Origin of the sequence: Pseudomonas sp. ADAK18 (assembly GCF_012935695.1) — a bacterium.
In the GTDB taxonomy this organism is placed as follows: domain Bacteria; phylum Pseudomonadota; class Gammaproteobacteria; order Pseudomonadales; family Pseudomonadaceae; genus Aquipseudomonas.
The window spans coordinates 2,143,427-2,159,817 of sequence record NZ_CP052859.1 but is presented as its reverse complement, the minus strand read 5'-3'; the positions used below and the strand labels follow the sequence as shown (position 1 = coordinate 2,159,817).

Here is a 16,391-nt window from a genome sequence, read left to right as displayed (position 1 = left end):
CAGCAGGGCCGCCGGGGAACGTCAGCGGTCTTCAGTTCCACAGACCGATCTTTTCCAGCTCCTGCTTGAAGTTCTCGCGGGTGATCAGCGTCACTTCGTCCATCGCCGTGTATTTCGGCGGTTCTTTGCCGGTGGTGATCCACTCGAACATCATGCTCGCCGTGTTGTAGCCCTCGATGTGAGGGCTGGGCAGCATGGAGCCGAAGAAGCCGCTGTTGGCTTTCTTCAACTCGCCGATGGCGTCGGTGCCGTTGATGCCGATACCGATGACATTGGCGGCGGCAAAGCCGGCGCTTTCGGTCGCGCGTACGCCACCGAGCACGGTGTTGTCATTCATGCCGCCGATGATCAGGTTTTTTGCGCCACTGGGCAGTTTCACCAGCGCCGAGTTGGTGGCGTCCATGCTGCCGGGTACGTCGAGGGTCTTGAGAGCAGCGAACAGAATGTGGTCGTCTGGAATACCCGCCGCTTTCAGCGACTTGACCGAACCGTCGGTGCGCTTTTTACCGGTGTCGAGTTCGTTGTAGGTGTTGATCACCGCATAGGTGTCTTTCCAGTCCCAGCCGCGCTTTTTCGCTTCAGTGGCCATGGCGCTGCCCTGCTTTTCACCGACCTCAAAGGCGGCCATGCCCAGGTAAGGCACGTCCTCCATGAAGTTGCCCTTGGCATCGACAAAACGGTCATCCACGGCGATCACTTTCAAGCCATTGGCTTTGGCCTTGGCCATGATGGCCGGGCCGAGGGACACGTCCGGCGGGCAAATCACAAAGCCCTTGGCGCCGTTGGCGGCCAGGCTGTCGATGGCCGAGAGGGTTTTCTCGCCATCGGGCACGGCGATCTTGATCACTTCAAAGCCCTTGTCCTTGCCGGCCTTTTCGGCGAAAGCCCATTCGGTCTGGAACCAGGGCTCTTCCGCCTGCTTGACCAGAAAGCCGATCTTCACAGGTTCTGCAGCCAGCAACAGGCTGCTCAGGCTGACGGCGGACACCGCCACAGCGGCGCAGCACAGGGAACGGATACCACGACGACGATTCATAGGGTGACTCCTTGTTGTTGTTTTTGAGTGCGTTAAACAGCGGTGAAGCCTGTTGGTTATCCTGCAAACCGGTGACAGATTCTCCCCGGGACATCAACCTCGATAGCCAGTACCGCGCCGTCCAGCGGGTGATTCAGCGGGCTGGCGGCACTGGTGATGTACAAGGTCTTGAGGTCCTGGCCTGCGAAGACGCAACTGGTGGGACGGCTGACCGGCAACTCGATCACACGGTCGACTTCGCCGCCCGGCGTCAACCGGAGCAGGCAACTGCCGTCCCAGCGGGCGTTCCAGAGGTAGCCTTCGGCGTCCATGGCCGAGCCGTCCGGGCCTCCGCGCTCGTGTGGCCCGAACCAGACTTGCGCGGGTCCGAGCTGGCCCTCTTCAGTAATCGGAAATTGATACAGCGTGCCGTCCAGGCTGTCGCCGAAATGCACCTGGCTGGCTGCGTCGTTCCACAGCAACGTATTGGGAATCCCCAGGCCTTGCAGCAACGGCGTGACCTGCCCGTCGGCATCAACCCTGAACAACCCGCCGGAACGCCGCACCACCGGCAGGTCTTCACCGTGCGCGCCGATGTTGTTTTGCATGGTGCCCAGCCAGAGCCGACCTCGGGCATCGCAGCGCGCTTCATTGGCACGGTTGCCCGATTGGGGGTCGGCGACGCAGAGCAGGGTCAGCCGTGGATCGGCCTGCGCCGAATCGAGGGCGAGCCGATACACGCCACTGCTCAGGGTCACCAGCGCATCACCGCTCGCACACGGGATAAACGCCGAGACGGGCTCAGGCAGTTGCCAGATGTGCAGTAGCCCGCCCTTCAAGCGTAACGCCTGCTGGCCGATGATATCCACCCAATACAGCGCCTGACCCGGCACGTCCCAGAACGGGCCCTCGCCCAGTCGCGCTCGGTGCGGGGTAACTGCGGTCCACGACATGAAACCTCCTGCCTTCTTGTTGTTTGCTTACTGGCGTTACAAGGCCTCGCGGGACGGCTGCCCATCCACCAGACGCTGAATGCGCAAGGGGTTAGCATTCTTCAGCGCGTCGGGCAGCAGGCTATCAGGGTAATTTTGAAAGCACACAGGTCGCAGAAATCGGTCAATCGCCAGGGTGCCTACCGAGGTACCACGGGCATCGGAAGTCGCCGGATAAGGTCCGCCATGCACCATGGCGTCACACACCTCGACGCCGGTGGGGTAGCCGTTGAGCAGGATGCGGCCGACCTTTTGCTCCAACAGCGGTGTCAACTCGCCGAACTGCACAAAGTCCGCAGGCTCGCCAATGATCGTTGCCGTGAGTTGGCCGTGCAGGCCGTGCAACGCGGCGCTCAGTTGCGCCTGGTCGGCGACTTCCACGAACACCGTGGTGGGGCCGAACACTTCTTCCTGCAACACCCCATCGCCGTTGATCAGCAGGCTGGCATCCGCTTTAAACAGCTGAGGTTGTGCCTGATTGCCGGCTTGCGCCTGGCCCGCCAGGTGCTCAATGCCAGGGTGGGCGAGCAGCGTGTGCAAGCCTTTGCCATAGCTGCTCAACGTGCCGGCGTTGAGCATGGTTTGCGCCGCTTGGTTACCGATCAGTTGGGCGACCTGTTGGGTGAAGGCGGTGAACGCCGGCGAGGCAATACCGATCACCAGGCCCGGATTCGTGCAGAACTGGCCGCAGCCTTGTACCACCGAGGCGACCAGATCGCGGGCGACAGTGTCTGCCCGTGTTTGCAGGGCCTGGGGCAAGACGATGACCGGGTTGATGCTGGACATCTCGGCGAACACCGGGATCGGTTGCGGGCGCGCGGCCGCCATATCACACAGGGCTCGACCGCCCTTGAGCGAGCCCGTGAAACCCACGGCCTGGATCGCCGGGTGCTTGACCAGCGCTTCACCCACTCCGGCACCGAAGATCATGTTGAACACGCCGTCCGGCATGCCGGTACTGTGGACCGCCCGGAGGATCGCATCGGCAACCCGCTCGGCGGTGGCCATGTGGCCGTTGTGGGCCTTGAACACCACGGGGCAACCGGCCGCCAGCGCTGCAGCGGTGTCGCCGCCGGCAGTGGAAAATGCCAAGGGAAAGTTGCTCGCCCCAAACACCGCGACCGGCCCAAGGCCAATGCGGTATTGGCGCAGGTCCGGGCGTGGGAGGGGCTGGCGGTCCGGCAGCGCCTGATCAATACGCGCACCGTAGAAATCACCGCGCCGCAGCACCTTGGCAAACAGTCTCATCTGGCCGCTGGTACGGCCACGTTCGCCCTGGATACGCCCGGCGGGCAACGCCGTTTCCCGGCAGACCAAAGCGACGAATTCATCGCCAAGGGCGTCCAGTTCGTCGGCTATCGCCTCCAGAAACGACGCACGATGCTGCGCACTCAGGGTTCGATAGGCCGGGTAAGCCGTCGCGGCGGCGTTGGCAGCGGCGTCGACTTCCTGCGCCGTTGCCTGGTAGAAATCATAGGGCAAGGCCTCGCCGGTGGTGGCGTCGATGCTTTGAAGCGTAACGCTGCCGGTAGCGCTGCGCTGGCCGCCGATGTAGTTGTGGCCGCAAATCTGGGTCATGCCTGTCTCCTTTAAAGGGTGCCTACGTCACCGGGCGCCACAACCCCATCGACCCTGGCAATGCCATTGATCAAGGGCGCGCCGAATTCAGCCTGGCTGATTTCGAACACATCACCTGGCTGGGTACGAATGCCGTCGGCAAACGACAAGGTGGCTGTGCCGAAGAAATGGATATGTACATCCCCTGGCCGCAGGAACTGGCTGTATTTGAAATGGTGGTATTCAAGGTTTTCCAGGCTGTGGCACATGTTGGCTTCACCACTGAGGAATTCGTTCTGCCACAGCACCTCGCCGTTGCGCACAATACGGCTGGTGCCCGCCAGATGCTTGGGCAACTCACCCACCCGCAACTCGGGACCGTAGCTGCAACTGCGCAGTTTGGAATGGGCCAGGTACAGGTAATTCTTGCGTTCCATCACGTGGTCGGAAAACTCATTGCCCACCGCGTAACCCAGTCGATAGGGCTTGGCGTCGTGGCCAATGACATACAGCCCGGCGATTTCCGGCTCTTCGCCGGCGTCTTCGGCAAACGCCGGCACCGGGAACGGACGGCCCGGGCGCACGACGATGCTGCCGTCGCCTTTGTAGAACCACTCCGGTTGCACGCCGGCCTGGCCAGCGGCGGGTTTACCGCCCTCCACCCCCCATTTGAAGATGCGTATGGTGTCGGTCATCGTGCTCTCATCACCCGCCTGCTGGTGCATCTTGTCCCGCGCCGATGCACTGCCCAGATGGGTCAGGCCGGTACCGCTGACCAACATATGCGCCGGGTCCGGGTGATCCAGCGGGGGCAAAATTCTTTGCTTGGCCAGCAGTTCGGCGTAGTCGTGGCTGGCCGCCAGGCCCAGACGTTCTATTTGCTGGCGCAAGGTCAGCCCTGCCTCGATGGCGGCAAGTGCCAGGTCGCGTACCGTGCGTGCGGATTGCACCTCGCGAACCTGCCCGCCCTCGACCACGCCTACTCGGCGTTCGCCGTTACTCAATTCAAACTGCACTAAACCCATGAGTGTTCTCCTGATTGCCCATTAAGTACCACGCCCTTTCAAGGTATTTTTTGGCTGGTCACTGAAAGGCGAACACAACCCCTGTGGCGAGGGGGCTTGCCCCCGTTGGGCCGCGAAGCGGCCCCACCAGGATCGCTGAGTTTTTCAGATAGACCGAGATGGCAGGTTTTAGGGCCGCTGCGCAGCCCAACGGGGGCAAGCCCCCTCGCCACAAAGTCAGTGTTCGCTCTCCAAATACGGCTGTTTTTGTAAGGCCTTGAAAGGCATGTAATTAAGTACGCGAAGCGCCACGAGCGCTGGCGGCGAACTGGTCGGCCGGCAGCACGTGCTTGCGCTCCAGCAGTCGATAGACCATCCCGGTCAACAACAACCCGAACACCATCACGCACGCTAGGAAGTACAAGCCCGACGCCAAGTTGCCGGTGTACTCCTTGAGTGCGCCGATCACGAACGGGCCGATGTAGCCGCCGAGGTTGCCCACCGAATTGATCAAGGCAATACCTGCCGCCGCGCTGGCGCCGGCAAAAAAACGCCCCGGCAAGGTCCAGAACACCGCCGTGCAAGAGAACAGCGCGAATGCTACCAGGCACAGCGCCGCCAGCTGCAGCACCGGAGCCGTCAGCCAAGCGCTGAAAAACAGACCGATTGCACCCAACACGTACAGCACCGCCAGGTGGCCGTAGCGATCATTCAAGCGGTCGGAACTGTGCGGAATAATCAGCAAACCAATGATCCCGAAAACGTACGGCACCGAAGACACGAACCCGGTGGTCAGGTCGCTGCCGCCGAACTGCTTGATCAAGGTCGGCAGCCACAGGCCCAGACCATAAATGCTCAAGGTCACCGGCAGGTAGAACAGCGCCAGCAGCAACACGCGTTTGTCCTTCAGGGCATGCAGCGGATTACCGTGACGGGTCTGGCCGTAGGCTTGCAGGTCCTTGTTCAGCTCGCCGGTCAACCAGTCCTTCTCGGCCTGATCCATCCATTTGACCTGGTGTGGCCCATCCGGCAGGTAACGCAGTACCGGCCAGGTCAGAAGAATCGCCGGCGTACCGATGACGATGAACAACCACTGCCAGCCATGCAGGCCGAGGACCCCGTCCATGCCGAGCAAGCCGCCCGCCACAGGGCCGGTGATCATCATCGCGATGGGTTGCGAGAGGATGAATAACCCGAGGATTTTGCCGCGGTGGCGCACCGGGAACCATTGAGTGATGTAGTAGAGGACGCCCGGGAAAAACCCGGCTTCGGCTGCGCCCAGCAGAAAGCGCATCACATAGAAACTGTGGGGGCCCTGAACGAACGCCATGCCAATGGTGATGGCGCCCCAGGTAACCATGATGCGTGCAAACCAACGCCGTGCGCCGAAGCGGTCGAGCATCAGGTTGCTGGGGATTTCCAGGAGAAAGTAGCCAATAAAGAACAGCCCTGCCCCCAAGCCATACGCCGCATCGCCGATGCCGACATCCGCACCCATGTGCAATTTGGCGAAGCCCACGGCCGAGCGATCCACGTAGGCAATCAGGTACAGCAAGATCAGGAAGGGAATCAGTTTCAGCGTGATGCGACGTATCAGCCGCTGTTCCTGGCTCATGTGATCAGTCTCCGATTGTTATTTTTATAGAGCTTTGCGGGTCGCCTCTCGCGGAAAACCGCCAGGGCCAGGCCTCGTTGAAACGGACTATATAGTATTACTATTTAATCAACAACACTTCCAAACCGCCGAATTTACGCCTATGTTAAGCCAGAATTAGATCAATATAGTCTTACAATAAGAGAACAAACTATGTCCGAGAAAAAGCCCGTCCTGCGCTCCGCCAGCTGGTTTGGTACTGCCGACAAAAACGGCTTCATGTACCGCAGCTGGATGAAAAACCAGGGGATTGCCGATCATCAGTTCCATGGCAAACCGATCATCGGGATCTGCAACACCTGGTCGGAACTGACGCCCTGCAACGCGCACTTCCGCCAGATTGCCGAACATGTCAAACGCGGGGTGATTGAAGCGGGAGGCTTCCCCGTGGAGTTCCCGGTGTTCTCCAACGGTGAATCGAACCTGCGCCCCACCGCCATGCTCACCCGTAACCTGGCCAGCATGGACGTGGAGGAAGCCATTCGCGGCAACCCCATCGACGGCGTGGTGCTGCTGACCGGCTGCGACAAAACCACTCCGGCGCTGCTGATGGGCGCCGCCAGTTGCGACGTGCCGGCGATCGTCGTCACCGGCGGGCCGATGCTCAATGGCAAGCACAAGGGCCAGGACATCGGCTCGGGTACCGTGGTGTGGCAGCTCAGCGAACAGGTCAAGGCCGGCACCATCACCCTCGACGATTTCCTCGCGGCCGAAGGCGGCATGTCGCGCTCGGCGGGTACCTGCAACACCATGGGCACCGCCTCGACAATGGCGTGCATGGCCGAAGCACTGGGCACCTCCCTGCCCCACAACGCGGCGATTCCGGCGGTGGATGCGCGACGTTACGTACTCGCGCACATGTCTGGTATGCGCGCAGTGGAGATGGTCCGCGAAGACTTGAAACTGTCGAAGATCCTCACCAAGGAAGCCTTCGAAAACGCCATCCGCGTCAACGCGGCCATCGGCGGCTCGACCAACGCGGTGATTCACTTGAAAGCCATCGCCGGGCGTATCGGCGTCGAGCTGGATCTGGATGACTGGACCCGCATGGGACGCGGCATGCCGACCATCGTCGACCTGCAACCGTCCGGGCGCTTTCTGATGGAAGAGTTCTATTATGCCGGCGGCCTGCCGGCGGTGCTGCGCCGCCTTGGTGAAGCCAACCTGCTCCCGCACCCCAACGCCTTGACCGTCAATGGCAAGTCCATCGGCGAAAATACCAAGGACGCGCCGATCTACGGCAAGGACGAGGTCATCCGAACCCTCGACAACCCGATCCGCGCCGACGGCGGTATCTGTGTGCTGCGTGGCAACCTCGCCCCACTGGGTGCAGTGCTCAAGCCTTCGGCCGCCAGCGCCGAACTGATGCAGCATCGCGGGCGCGCGGTGGTGTTCGAAAACTTCGACATGTACAAGGCACGGATCAACGACCCGGAACTGGACGTTGATGCCAACTCGATTCTGGTGATGAAAAACTGTGGGCCCAAGGGTTATCCCGGCATGGCAGAGGTGGGCAACATGGGCTTGCCGGCCAAACTGCTGGCCTTGGGGGTGACCGATATGGTGCGTATTTCCGATGCGCGCATGAGCGGTACGGCATACGGCACCGTGGTGCTGCACGTGGCACCGGAAGCGGCGGCCGGCGGACCGTTGGCCACGGTTAAGGAAGGCGACTGGATCGAACTCGATTGCGCCAACGGGCGGTTGCACCTGGACATTCCGGACGCCGAACTGGCGGCACGCATGGCGGACCTTGCACCGCCACAGCAACTGATTGTTGGGGGCTATCGGCAGTTGTATATCGACCACGTATTGCAGGCGGACCAAGGCTGCGACTTCGACTTCCTGGTGGGCTGCCGTGGCGCCGAGGTGCCGCGTCATTCCCACTAATTGGGATAGGAGCGGTGCTATGATGCCGCGTATTTCGCCAGAGTAGCTTCCCTGTTATGGATCAGCAGCCGACCAAGCCGCGCAAGAGCATGCACGCCCAAATCGTTCAAGACTTGGGCATGCACATCGTTTCCGGACGCTTCAAGCCGGAAGAACGATTGCCCATGGAGGCTACCCTGTGCGAGGAATACAAAGTCAGCCGGTCGGTGTTGCGTGAGGCAACTCGGGTGCTGAGTGCCAAGGGGTTGGTGATTTCCAAGCCAAAGGTGGGCGCGGTGGTGCGCCCACGGGCGCAGTGGCACTTGCTGGACCCTGACGTGCTGTCCTGGCTGATGCAGTCGACGCCCCACAGCGAATTTTTCAACACCCTGGCCGGTGTACGCCGAATCCTGGAGCCGGAAATCGCCGCCATGGCCGCGTCCACCGCCACCGACACCGACATCGCCGTCATCGAAAAGGCCTACCTGGGCATGGAAACCGCCCAGACCCACGACGCCCTGCTGCAAGCCGACCTGGACTTCCACCGGGCGATTGCCGATGCAACTCGCAACGACTTGCTCGCCTACATGTGCAACATGCTGTCGCTGCCACTTCGAGAGTCCATCAACATCACCAACCGTCGTCCTGACATCCAGGGACTCAGCCTGCCCCGGCACAAAGCGATACTGACGGCGATCAAGAATCGTGATGCCCTCGGTGCCCGTCATGCCTCGCTGGTGCAACTGGACGATACCCGCGTGGCCCTAGACACCGTGATGAATGTGCTGACACCGCTGTAACCCAGCGGCCAGAATGCTTCTGGACGTTCGGTTGTCCTGTAGATTTGGCCCGCTGTAGCCGCTGCCGAGGCACGAGGCTGCGATAAGGGCCGAAGGACCTTCAGCAGTTTCAAGACCTGGCAACTGCTACGCAGCCGATCGCAGGCTGCGCCAGCGGCTACAGGTGATGGACACAGCCCCTGTAGATACCGTCTTGCCCATCGCAGCCTCGTACCTCGGCAGCGGCTACAAAACGCCCTTCAAGATCAGCCACTCGTTATAGCCCGATACAAGTTTCTTATTCCATTAAACAATTACACATAGGTTTTATAGTGCGTTTAAATCTAACGGTGTTTTTTATATCACCGTCTGAGTACTCGCCTTGAAAACAACTGCCCTTCTGCCGCTTGGCCTTGCCTTGCTTGCTACCTGCTCCGTAGCGCTCGCCGGTTCCACGCTTGATCGTGTGACGAAAAAAGGCGAGCTCACCGGTGTCTTGATGGAAAACTATCCACCGTTCTCCTTCCTCAACGAGCAGAATCAGTTGGATGGGTTTGACGTAGATGTTGCCAAGGCTGTCGCGCAACGGCTTGGGGTAAAACTCAAGTTGGAGACCCCGTCCTGGGATGTGATCGCGGCTGGCCGCTGGAGTGGACGTTATGACATCTGCGTTTGCTCAATGACCCCAAGCAAAGCCCGCGCTGAAGTGTTCGATTTCCCGGTCGAGTATTACCAATCTCCGGCAGTCATCGTAGTGAACGCCAAGGACAATGGCATCGCCTCGGCGAAGGATCTCTCGGGTAAAAAAGTCGGCGTAATCAGCGCCTCCACCTACGAAGCGTATTTGAACAAGGATCTGGTGATTGAGGGGGCCGAGGACAAGCCTTTGATCTACCCGTTCGACCAGGTCCAGGTAGCACCCTACGACAATGAAACCGTGGCGTTCCAGGACCTGGCGCTCGGCACAGGTGTTCGTCTGGATGCCATGGTCACCAACCTCATCACTGCCCGCGAACGTATTGCCCAGGACCCTCGCTTCAAAATTGCCGGCGACACGCTGTATGCAGAGCCCAACGTCGTGGCCATCGAAAAAGGCGATGCCGAATGGAATACCAAAGTCACGCAGGTGGTGACTCAGCTTAAGGCCGACGGGACGCTCAGCAAAATTTCCCAAAAGTGGATCGGCGCCGATATCAGCCAATGACTGCCCTTAATCCACACCCAGCCAAGACGAATGTTCTATCCAAAACCGAGCCACGCCGTTTGATCCAGTTTTTTGGCTTTCGCACGCGCCTGTATCTGACGTGGGCGGCACTGCTTGGAGTGTGTGCCCTGTTTTTCATGAGCTTCGATCTGAAGTTCTCGATCATTCTGGAGAAATGGCCGAACCTGGTTGGCCTGCATCTGGGGCCCAATGGTTTTCTGCAGGGCGCCGCACTGACGCTGTTTCTGTGCTTTTGCTCGATCTGGCTGTCGCTGCTTCTTGGCTTCGTGACGGCACTGGCACGCTTGTCATCGAGTGCGGTGGCGTTCGGTATTGCCAGTTTCTATGCCTCTTTTTTTCGCGGTACGCCGCTGCTGATTCAGATACTGCTGATTTATCTGGGGCTGCCGCAACTGGGTGTGGTTCCCGGTGCAATCAGCGCGGGCATCATTGCCCTCTCGCTGAACTATGGGGCTTACCTGAGCGAGATCTTTCGCGCCGGCATCATGGCCGTAGCGCCCGGCCAACGCGAAGCGGCGATGGCGCTGGGTCTTGGGCCGACGGCGACGTTTCTACACATCGTTCTGCCGCAAGCGATGCGCACGATCATTCCACCGACAACCAGTCAATTCATTTCAATGCTCAAGGACTCGTCATTGATTTCAGTCATGGGTGTCTGGGAAGTGATGTTTCTGGCGCAGTCCTATGGTCGGTCGTCATATCGCTATATCGAAATGCTCACCACCGCGGCCGTCATCTATTGGCTGCTCTCCATTGGCCTGGAATTGATACAGGTGCGTCTTGAGCGACATTTCGGCAAAGGGTTCAAGAATCCACGGTGACCCGCTTTCCCTTCGACTACTTTTTCAGGAGCCATGATGGCTGATCCAAAACCTCTATTGTTTGCACTCTACGAGCAAGCCAGTGTGGGCTGCGGCGGTGCGCCGAGCCTCTGGACGCACCCGGCCGACGAGCGGCTGGCGATCAATTCTCTGGGGTACTGGACGAACCTGGCGCGCATTGCCGATCAAGCTAACCTCGACATGCTGTTCTTCGGCGACGTGCTGGGTTTTTACGACGTCTTTGGCGGCAATGCCGATGCCGCGATGAAATGGGCCGTGGAAGCACCGGCCAACGACCCGTTGATGATCATTCCGGCCCTGGCCGCGGTAACAGAGAACCTTGCATTCGGTGTCACGGTCACCACCAGCTACGAACACCCCTTTACCCATGCCCGGCGTTTCAGCACCCTGGATCACCTGACCAATGGCCGCGTGGGCTGGAACATCGTGACTTCTTATCTGTCCAGCGCCGCGCGTAATTTCGGCCTGGAGCAGATGATCAAACACGATGATCGCTATGAACGTGCCGAAGAATTTCTCGATGTGGTGTACAAACTCTGGGAGGGCAGTTGGGCCGATGATGCCGTGGTCGCGGACAAGGCGCGCCAGCTCTACGCGCGGGGTGATCGGGTGCGGCCAATCAACCACGTCGGGGAACATTACCGGGTGGCCGGGCCGCACTTGACCTCCCCGTCACCGCAGCGCACCCCCCTGCTGATCCAGGCCGGCTGGTCGGGTCGTGGTCGCGCGTTTGCGGCGAAGCACGCCGAGCTGATTTTCATCGCCAAATCCAACCCTCAGGAAATCCGCGAGGGCCTGGAGGACATCTGGACCCAGGCACAAGCACGAGGCCGTCAGCGGGAGGATGTAAAGTCCCTGACCGTGCTGCGTATCGTCACCGCCAAAACCGAGATTGAAGCCCAGCGTAAATATGATGCGTTGCAAAGCAACTACCATCTTCAGGCACAACTCGTCAGTTATGCGGGCGACACCGGTATCGACATCAGCCGCTACGCCGACAGCGATGCACTGTCGACCCATACCGAAGGGTTGACGTCCTATGTCATGCGCCCCGATGGCAGTGGCAAGCCACTGACAGCCGGCGACGTCAAACAGCGCTTTGCCAACGTCACCCGTGGGAGCGACTTGATTCTAGTGGGCACCCCGCAACAGGTCGCCGACAAGATCGAAGAGCACGCACGCATTTCCGGCACCAGCGGCTACATGATCAATCCCTTGGTCAGTCCCGGCACACTTGAAGATTTCGTGGAGCTGATCATTCCCGAACTCCAAAAACGCGGCCTCTACAGAACCCAACCGCAGAGTGGGACTTTCAGGTCCAGGCTGAGGGCCGATGGCAGCAACTATTTACCCGACTCGGCTTACGGAGCCTCATTTCGCTTCGACAACAACCTGTAGTTCGCTCACAAGGTAACTTGCTGGCAGGCACCCGACAGATAACGCGCCTTGACGGAACCCGAGAGGTGTCGCGCGATGCGGTGCCTTTTTGATTGGCATACAAGCACACCGCGCTACCCCCCTCCTCGCCCCACCTGATACTCCCTCGGCGTACACCCAAACTCGCGCTTGAACACCGTATGCAGGTACTGCGCCGACTTGAACCCGCAGTCATAGGCAATATCGGCAATACCTGAGCCGCTATTTGTCAGGCTGGCAACCGCCGCAGTAAGTTTGAAGCGCAGGATTTCGTCGTGGACGCTGCGGTTAAGTTCGCTGCGAAAATGTGCCTCAAGCGAGGAACGCGAGACGCCGACATAACTGGCGACCTGGGCGGTTTTGATGCCTTGGCAGGCGTATTGGCGAATGAAGTGCAGCGCTTGCATGACGTAGGGATGACCCAAAGGTTGATGCAGGCTTGAGGTCTGCACGTTGACCGCTTCCGGCGGCACCAGGATCTGACTGCCTGCCGAGGGCATGCCGTGCAACATTTGATGGAGCAAACGCGCAGCGGTGCGGCCCATTTTTTCGGTGCCCTGCATCACGGAGCTGAGTGGCACGCGAGTCAGTGTGCGGGTCAGTGGGTCATTGTCGATGCCGATCAGGGCAACTTGTTCCGGCACCGGGATGCCAGCCGTCAGGCAGGCTTGCAGCAACTGACGAGCACGGGCGTCACTGACCGCAATGATGCCGATCGGTTTGGGCAGGCTGTGCAACCAGGCGATCTGCTGCTCAACTGCCGTATCCCATAGTGGTGCGCTAGTGCCCAGCCCGCGATAGATCTCCACTGGCAGGCCATCGCGCTGGAGCAGTCGACGAAAGGCTTTTTCCCGCTCCTGGGCCCAGCGATTGATAGCCGCTTCGGGGAGGCTGAAACAGGCAAAGCGCGTCAACCCCGCCTCGATCAAGTGTTCATACGCCAGCTTGATCAGGGCGAAATTGTCGGTGGCCACGTAAGGAATATGCTGTGGGTAAGCGCGTTCATCTTCATAAGACCCGCCCACCGCCACCACCGGTAAATGGATGCCCGCCAGCGCCGGGCCCATCGCCGGGTCGTCGAAGTCGGCAATGATACCGTCGCCGTGCCAGCGCTCGATCCCCTTCAGCCGGTAAACGAAATCTTCTTCAAGAAACAAATCCCACGACACCCGCGTGCTGCTCAAGTAGTTGCCGATCCCGGTGATGATGCCGCGGTCGTAAATCTTGTTGCCGTTGAACAGCAGGGCGATCCGGTGCGCGGGCGGGACGGTTTTCACGGGGCGTCTCCTTGCAAGATGTCGGCAAACTATGCACGCAAAACGCCCCTCCCACTACTCAAAATCGAACTCGGGTTTGGTGATTTTCATAATCGATTGGCACATGGCCGTTGCTAGTATCGGGGGCAAGGTTAACCTGCGCTCATAACAACAAGGATCTTGCGATGCCCTACTTTCCCGCTGTCGAAAAAATCCGCTATGAAGGTCCCAATAGCGACTCTGCCCTGGCCTTTCGTCATTACGATGCCAACAAGATCATCCTCGGCAAGCCAATGCGCGAACACCTGCGAATGGCCGCCTGTTACTGGCACAACTTCGTCTGGCCAGGCAGCGACATGTTCGGCTCAGGCACCTTCCTGCGTCCGTGGCAACAACCCGGGGATGCGATGCAAATGGCGCGAGGCAAGGCCGAAGCGGCGTTCGAGTTCTTCTCCAAGCTGGGTATCGACTACTACAGTTTTCATGACACCGATGTCGCCCCTGAAGGCTCAAGCCTGAAGGAGTACCGCAACAACTTCGCGCAAATGGTCGATCAACTTGAACGCCATCAGGAAGAGACCGGCATCCAGTTGTTATGGGGCACGGCCAACTGCTTCAGCAACCCACGCTTTGCCGCCGGCGCCGCCAGCAATCCGAACCCGGAAGTGTTTGCCTATGCGGCAGCGCAGGTGTTCAGCGCAATGAACGCCACCCAGCGCCTCAAGGGTTCCAGCTATGTACTGTGGGGCGGTCGCGAAGGGTACGAGACCCTGCTCAATACCGACCTCAAGCGCGAGCGCGAGCAACTCGGGCGTTTCATGCGCATGGTGGTCGAGCATAAATACAAAATCGGCTTCACTGGCGAGCTGTTTATCGAGCCCAAGCCACAGGAGCCGACCAAGCACCAATATGACTACGACAGCGCCACCGTGTATGGCTTCCTCCACCAGTTCGGCCTGGAGAAAGAAATCAAGGTCAATATCGAAGCCAACCACGCCACACTGGCCGGCCACAGCTTTCACCACGAAATCGCCACCGCCGCTTCGCTCGGCATCTTCGGCAGCATCGACGCCAACCGCGGCGACCCGCAGAACGGCTGGGACACCGACCAGTTCCCCAACAGTGTCGAAGAGCTGACGCTGATCACCTACGAGGTGCTCAAGGCCGGTGGGTTCAAAGGAGGCGGCTACAACTTTGACTCTAAAGTGCGCCGTCAAAGCCTCGACGAAGTGGACCTGTTCTACGGCCACGTTGCGGCGATGGATGTACTCGCGCTGTCACTGGAACGCGCGGCGACCATGCTCCAGGACGACGCCCTCGAGCGCTTCAAGACCCAGCGCTATGCAGGTTGGGACCAATCGCTGGGACAGGCCGTGCTCGGAGGCGATTTCAGCCTGGAGTCGCTGGCCGAACATGCTTTCAGCCATGAGCTGAACCCACAAGCGGTGAGTGGCCGCCAAGAGATGCTCGAAGGCGTGGTGAACCGCTTCATCTACCCATAAATGCGGGAGTCGATCGTCGAGGGAATGCACGCCATGCGTCAGGTCTACCCTGCTCAAGGCGCTGACGTGAGTGCGCGGTGACATTCTCGCGACAAACCTCTACGTTCATCCCCTCAAGAACGCTCTACAGTTCCATGCGCAGTACGTTCCAGGTCCAGAAGTGCGTCTAAACAACAATAAAAGGGACTCACCATCATGAAACACCTGAAAACCGTTGTACTCACCAGCGTTCTGGCACTGCTGTCCAACTCGGCCATGGCCGATGCGGCTCATCCGAAAATCGGCTTTTCCATCGACGACTTGCGTCTCGAACGCTGGGCGCGTGACCGTGACTACTTCACTGCGGCCGCCGAACAATTGGGCGCCAAGGTTTATGTGCAATCGGCTGATGCCAATGAACAGCGCCAGATCTCCCAAATCGAAAACCTGATCTCCCGCGGCGTCGATGTGATTGTCATCGTGCCGTTCAATGCCACGGTATTGAATAACGTCGTTGCCGAAGCGAAAAAAGCGGGCGTCAAAGTGCTGTCCTACGACCGGCTGATCCTGAATGCCGATATCGATGCCTATATTTCCTTCGATAACGAAAAAGTCGGCGAAATGCAGGCCCAAGGCGTGTTGAATGCCCAGCCTAAAGGTAACTACTTCCTGCTCGGCGGCGCACCGACTGACAACAACGCGAAGATCCTGCGTCAAGGCCAAATGAAAGTGCTGCAGCCTTCGATCGACAAAGGCGACATCAAAATCGTCGGCCAGCAATGGGTCAAGGAATGGAACCCGACCGAAGCGCTGAGCATCGTCGAGAACGCCTTGACCGCTAACAACAACAAAATCGACGGCATCGTGGCCTCTAACGACGCCACTGCAGGCGGTGCGATTCAAGCCCTCGCCGCGCAAAAACTCGCGGGTAAAGTACCGGTTTCAGGGCAAGACGCCGACCTCGCGGCGATCAAGCGCGTCATCGCCGGCACCCAGACCATGACGGTCTACAAACCACTGAAGTTGCTAGCCACCGAGGCTGCCAAGCTGTCGGTGCAACTGGTGCGTAACGAGAAACCCGCCTACAACTCACAGTACGACAACGGCAGCAAACAGGTCGAAAGCATCCTGCTCAAACCAACGCCACTGACCAAAGACAACATCAACGTGCTGGAAGAAGACGGGTTCTATACCAAAGCGCAAATCGCCGGGCAGTAACCGTACGGTTTCCTGCGGGCGTTGCCGAAGGCGGCGCTCGCAAGGAGCGTGCCTATCACCTCGCTTTTTCGCTGTGGAATGAG

The 16,391-nt window shown here is 59.6% G+C and carries 13 protein-coding genes; 7 read left to right on the top strand and 6 right to left on the bottom strand.

The genetic code is table 11. The features are described from left to right. Positions 1–31: 31 nt before the first annotated feature. From HKK55_RS09720 to HKK55_RS09700, 5 genes are all read right to left on the bottom strand, one after another. Positions 32–1,036 (bottom strand): substrate-binding domain-containing protein, encoded by a 1,005-nt coding sequence (locus tag HKK55_RS09720; protein ID WP_088423465.1) that lies wholly within the window; start codon positions 1,034–1,036, stop codon positions 32–34. A 56-nt stretch (positions 1,037–1,092) separates the two neighbouring features. Then, positions 1,093–1,968, bottom strand: a complete 876-nt coding sequence (locus HKK55_RS09715; protein ID WP_169354457.1) for an SMP-30/gluconolactonase/LRE family protein — start codon at positions 1,966–1,968, stop codon at positions 1,093–1,095. A gap of 36 nt (positions 1,969–2,004) precedes the next feature. Further along, on the bottom strand, positions 2,005–3,585 hold the full coding sequence (locus HKK55_RS09710; RefSeq protein WP_169354456.1) for an aldehyde dehydrogenase (NADP(+)): 1,581 nt from the start codon (positions 3,583–3,585) through the stop codon (positions 2,005–2,007). Between the two features lie 11 nt (positions 3,586–3,596). Further along, complete coding sequence (araD1, locus tag HKK55_RS09705) at positions 3,597–4,589, bottom strand: AraD1 family protein (protein ID WP_169354455.1); 993 nt, start codon at positions 4,587–4,589, stop codon at positions 3,597–3,599. Between the two features lie 271 nt (positions 4,590–4,860). Then, a complete protein-coding gene (locus tag HKK55_RS09700) occupies positions 4,861–6,183 on the bottom strand; it encodes an MFS transporter (protein WP_169354454.1) in 1,323 nt (440 codons plus the stop codon). A gap of 192 nt (positions 6,184–6,375) precedes the next feature. On the opposite strand from HKK55_RS09700, the gene HKK55_RS09695 reads away from it, so the two are divergent. The 5 genes from HKK55_RS09695 (at position 6,376) to HKK55_RS09675 (ending at position 12,335) form a co-directional block, all read left to right on the top strand. Continuing rightward, positions 6,376–8,112 carry an IlvD/Edd family dehydratase gene (locus HKK55_RS09695; RefSeq protein WP_169354453.1) on the top strand — a complete coding sequence of 579 codons (1,737 nt, stop codon included), beginning with the start codon at positions 6,376–6,378 and terminating at the stop codon, positions 8,110–8,112. Between the two features lie 56 nt (positions 8,113–8,168). Beyond that, positions 8,169–8,891, top strand: a complete 723-nt coding sequence (locus tag HKK55_RS09690; protein ID WP_169354452.1) for a FadR/GntR family transcriptional regulator — start codon at positions 8,169–8,171, stop codon at positions 8,889–8,891. A gap of 361 nt (positions 8,892–9,252) precedes the next feature. Further along, positions 9,253–10,074 carry an ABC transporter substrate-binding protein gene (locus HKK55_RS09685; RefSeq protein ID WP_169354451.1) on the top strand — a complete coding sequence of 274 codons (822 nt, stop codon included), beginning with the start codon at positions 9,253–9,255 and terminating at the stop codon, positions 10,072–10,074. After that, complete coding sequence (locus tag HKK55_RS09680; RefSeq protein WP_169354450.1) at positions 10,071–10,916, top strand: amino acid ABC transporter permease; 846 nt, start codon at positions 10,071–10,073, stop codon at positions 10,914–10,916. Before HKK55_RS09685 ends, HKK55_RS09680 begins: the two co-directional genes overlap by 4 nt. Before the next feature lie 36 nt (positions 10,917–10,952). Next, on the top strand, positions 10,953–12,335 hold the full coding sequence (locus HKK55_RS09675; protein WP_169354449.1) for an LLM class flavin-dependent oxidoreductase: 1,383 nt from the start codon (positions 10,953–10,955) through the stop codon (positions 12,333–12,335). Positions 12,336–12,448: 113 nt separating this feature from the next. Here the strand turns inward: HKK55_RS09675 and HKK55_RS09670 are convergent, their stop codons facing one another. Next, the gene (locus HKK55_RS09670) at positions 12,449–13,630 is read right to left on the bottom strand and encodes a DNA-binding transcriptional regulator (protein ID WP_169354448.1); all 1,182 of its coding nucleotides are present in this window, start codon (positions 13,628–13,630) and stop codon (positions 12,449–12,451) included. A 164-nt stretch (positions 13,631–13,794) separates the two neighbouring features. On the opposite strand from HKK55_RS09670, the gene xylA reads away from it, so the two are divergent. Then, entirely contained in the window at positions 13,795–15,111 is a 1,317-nt protein-coding gene (gene xylA, locus HKK55_RS09665) for a xylose isomerase (RefSeq protein ID WP_169354447.1), read from the top strand. Positions 15,112–15,306: 195 nt separating this feature from the next. Then, positions 15,307–16,308 carry a D-xylose ABC transporter substrate-binding protein gene (gene xylF, locus HKK55_RS09660; protein WP_169354446.1) on the top strand — a complete coding sequence of 334 codons (1,002 nt, stop codon included), beginning with the start codon at positions 15,307–15,309 and terminating at the stop codon, positions 16,306–16,308. The last annotated feature ends 83 nt before the right edge of the window (positions 16,309–16,391 follow it).

Coding starts and splice junctions, on each gene's coding strand:
- xylA (WP_169354447.1), top strand. CDS start 13,795: ATGCCCTACTTTCCCGCTGTCGAAAAAATCCGCTATGAAGGTCCCAAT.
- xylF (WP_169354446.1), top strand. CDS start 15,307: ATGAAACACCTGAAAACCGTTGTACTCACCAGCGTTCTGGCACTGCTG.
- HKK55_RS09715 (WP_169354457.1), bottom strand. CDS start 1,968: ATGTCGTGGACCGCAGTTACCCCGCACCGAGCGCGACTGGGCGAGGGC.
- HKK55_RS09710 (WP_169354456.1), bottom strand. CDS start 3,585: ATGACCCAGATTTGCGGCCACAACTACATCGGCGGCCAGCGCAGCGCT.
- HKK55_RS09675 (WP_169354449.1), top strand. CDS start 10,953: ATGGCTGATCCAAAACCTCTATTGTTTGCACTCTACGAGCAAGCCAGT.
- araD1 (WP_169354455.1), bottom strand. CDS start 4,589: ATGGGTTTAGTGCAGTTTGAATTGAGTAACGGCGAACGCCGAGTAGGC.
- HKK55_RS09680 (WP_169354450.1), top strand. CDS start 10,071: ATGACTGCCCTTAATCCACACCCAGCCAAGACGAATGTTCTATCCAAA.
- HKK55_RS09700 (WP_169354454.1), bottom strand. CDS start 6,183: ATGAGCCAGGAACAGCGGCTGATACGTCGCATCACGCTGAAACTGATT.
- HKK55_RS09690 (WP_169354452.1), top strand. CDS start 8,169: ATGGATCAGCAGCCGACCAAGCCGCGCAAGAGCATGCACGCCCAAATC.
- HKK55_RS09695 (WP_169354453.1), top strand. CDS start 6,376: ATGTCCGAGAAAAAGCCCGTCCTGCGCTCCGCCAGCTGGTTTGGTACT.
- HKK55_RS09720 (WP_088423465.1), bottom strand. CDS start 1,036: ATGAATCGTCGTCGTGGTATCCGTTCCCTGTGCTGCGCCGCTGTGGCG.